Source organism: Nostoc sp. CHAB 5715, from assembly GCF_020829685.1.
GTDB lineage: Bacteria > Cyanobacteriota > Cyanobacteriia > Cyanobacteriales > Nostocaceae > Nostoc.
The window spans coordinates 1-2,868 of record NZ_JAIVFR010000940.1 but is presented as its reverse complement, the minus strand read 5'-3'; the positions used below and the strand labels follow the sequence as shown (position 1 = coordinate 2,868).

General features: G+C 43.3%; 3 protein-coding genes and 2 pseudogenes. All 5 read left to right on the top strand.

Annotated features, from left to right (window positions below; all coding sequences use genetic code 11):
* Nucleotides 1-198 (top strand): annotated as a pseudogene (locus tag LC574_RS34050) (ferredoxin-NADP reductase); the annotation flags it as partial.
* A gap of 142 nt (nucleotides 199-340) precedes the next feature.
* Nucleotides 341-1,627, top strand: coding sequence for a homoserine dehydrogenase (locus LC574_RS34045; protein ID WP_229458019.1), 1,287 nt, complete (start codon nucleotides 341-343; stop codon nucleotides 1,625-1,627).
* Between the two features lie 92 nt (nucleotides 1,628-1,719).
* Nucleotides 1,720-1,995 (top strand): annotated as a pseudogene (locus LC574_RS34040) (Uma2 family endonuclease); the annotation flags it as partial.
* Between the two features lie 17 nt (nucleotides 1,996-2,012).
* Nucleotides 2,013-2,339, top strand: coding sequence for a hypothetical protein (locus LC574_RS34035; protein ID WP_229458017.1), 327 nt, complete (start codon nucleotides 2,013-2,015; stop codon nucleotides 2,337-2,339).
* Between the two features lie 14 nt (nucleotides 2,340-2,353).
* Nucleotides 2,354-2,551 (top strand): hypothetical protein, encoded by a 198-nt coding sequence (locus LC574_RS34030; protein WP_229458015.1) that lies wholly within the window; start codon nucleotides 2,354-2,356, stop codon nucleotides 2,549-2,551.
* Nucleotides 2,552-2,868: the final 317 nt, after the last annotated feature.

Here is a 2,868-nt window from a genome sequence, read left to right as displayed (position 1 = left end):
CGCGTAGCTGAACACGCAGATGAATTGTGGCAATTGATTAAAAATGAAAAAACCCACACATACATTTGCGGTTTGCGGGGTATGGAAGAAGGTATTGATGCAGCCTTAACTGCTGCTGCTGTTAAGGAAGACATCACCTGGAGTGATTACCAGAAGCAACTCAAAAAGGCTGGTCGCTGGCACGTAGAAACATACTAAATTAGTCATTAGTCATTGGTCATTAGTCATTAGCAAAGGACAAATGACAAAGGACAAAGGACAAATGACAAAGGAAGCAGGATAATCAGTAGGTAGGGCAAACGCTCTACCTACAATTGTTATTGGTGAAATTGGGTGCAAAATGGGTGTGAAACTAGGAATACTGGGATTAGGCACCGTGGGAACGGGAACAGTGCAGTTGTTGCAAGATAGCGCTGGGCGTCACCCATTGTTGCAAGAGATAGAAATTTATCGGGTGGGAGTACGATCGCTAGATAAGCCCCGTGCAGTAGAATTGTCTACAGAAGTCTTAACCACAGATTTAGAATCGATTGTCAACGATCCGGCGGTAGATATAGTTGTCGAGGTGATGGGTGGACTGGAGCCGGCGCGATCGCTCATTCTCAAAGCTTTAAGTAATGGTAAGCATGTAGTCACCGCCAACAAAGCCGCGATCGCCCGCTTTGGAGCGGAAATTTTCACAACTGCCAATCAAGCTGGCGTATACGTCATGCTAGAAGCTGCTGTGGGTGGTGGTATTCCGGTGATTCAACCCCTGAAGCAGTCGTTAAGCGTTAACCGTATTCATACTGTAACTGGCATCGTTAACGGTACAACTAACTACATCCTGACACGGATGCAAACAGAAGGCAGCAACTTCAGCGATGTTTTGGCTGATGCCCAGAGTTTGGGTTATGCTGAGGCTGACCCTACAGCCGATGTCGATGGCTTAGACGCAGCAGATAAAATTGCTATCCTGGCATCATTAGGCTTTGGTGGACGCATCAATCTACAAGATGTTTATACTGAGGGGATTCGGCAAGTGAGCAAGACAGATATTGCCTACGCCGAAAAATTGGGATTTGTGATTAAATTGTTAGCGATCGCTAAACGTGATACTCCCTCATCTCCCCTGTCTGTCAGAGTTCACCCTACCTTAGTGCCTCAAGCCCACCCTTTGGCTAGCATCAACGGCGTTTACAATGCCATTCTTGTGGAAGGAGAACCCATCGGCCAGGTAATGTTTTTTGGCCCCGGTGCTGGTGCTGGTGCAACCGCCAGTGCCGTCACATCGGATATTTTAAATCTAGTTGCCGTCCTCAAAACCAATACAACAGTTGCAAATCCATTATTAACTTGTGGACATCAGGAATATTGCCAAATTGCGCCGATGGCAGAATTGATAACTCGGTTTTACGCCCGTTTCCTCACGAATGACCAACCGGGAGTTATCGGTAAATTGGGGACTTGCTTTGGTAACTATGGCGTTAGCTTAGAGTCAATTGTCCAAACTGGCTTTCAAGGGGAACTAGCAGAGATTGTGGTTGTTACCCATGATGTACGGGAAGGCAATTTTCGGCAAGCTTTGGCAGAAATTCGGGATTTGTCAGCGATCAAAAGCATTCCCAGCTTACTGCGTGTACTTTGAGATTAATGTTTTAGCGATCGCTTGCCATAAAGGGTTAACATAAGATATAATATTGTGTTTTTTAAATTTTTCTTTGCGTTTGTGATTGCTAAAATGAACGGGGACATTATACTATTGCCCCTTTGGGAGTTGAGTTAGGCTTATGGCTAGGAGTTTATCAGAATGCAGAATTACCTTGGCTGCGCTGGTGGGATTTGCAAGGTAATTTGTTGTTGAATGGCGAGGAAAGAGCCGAACAAGAAAGCCAAAGAGCGGAATTAGAAAGCCAAAGGGCGGAATTAGAAAGCCAAAGAGCCGAATTAGAGCGTCAAAGAGCCGATCGCTTAACTGCTCAATTGCGATCGCTCGGTGTTGAACCAGAAGTTTAAGTCTTTGGCTGATTTGTATGAGAAAAACCCCCATTGATTTATACCGTATGGGAAATGCGACTTCTTCGAGAATAGATAATATTCGTTTACAAGATATTGAAACTTACGAAGAAGATGGTGATATGTGGGTTATTGCAGGTTCAGGCGGAATTTCAACGTTTGCTGTTCAAGGAGTTGGAAAAAATTGGTGGAAGTTGGATAGGGGGACTGATATTTCCAACGAACTTCGCTTAGTGAATGATTACGGCAATCACTGGCTATGGGAACCAAGCTACACTATGCCAATGGAAGACTACAAGACTGCATTACGGTCAGTTGGTGAGGCATTTTACAAAGTCAATTAAGGAAGTTGTTAAACGTGAATTTTTCTCCTAAAGCAATTCGATTTATTGTTGAGGCGCTAGAATATCGAATTGAAGCTTATCAAAAGCAATTAGAAACAGAGAATTTGAATGAAGATGAAGTTTCAGATATCACTAATGACATGATGTTTTTAGAATCATTGTCGCAAGAATTAAAGAAGGAACTCTCAACAATTGCGCCATCCATTTTTTAACTTAACTTAATGGGCAAAATAGCGATCAATCGCTCGGTGTTGAACCAAAAGTTTAAGTCTTTGGTTGAAAGGTGTGTAGACACATAGCAGCTTGTCTTCAGACATCGCTTCTCTACTCGATACAACAGCTACAAAATCTTTTGTTAGTTAGCTTCTAGAGCTTGAGTAAGCTATGAACCTGTATAAAAATTCTATAGCAATCCGATTTGATTTCTGAACTTCTTTGTGTAGGCAGGGAGTAGGGAGTAGGGAGTAGGGAGTAGGGAATCAGCCTTTTCGAGTTGAGGGCGAGTTATTTCAAAAATCAAATAGGAGTC

Bases quoted from the DNA above. Each gene is read 5' to 3' on its own strand.
- LC574_RS34045 (WP_229458019.1), top strand. From the start codon at position 341: ATGGGTGTGAAACTAGGAATACTGGGATTAGGCACCGTGGGAACGGGA.
- LC574_RS34035 (WP_229458017.1), top strand. From the start codon at position 2,013: ATGAGAAAAACCCCCATTGATTTATACCGTATGGGAAATGCGACTTCT.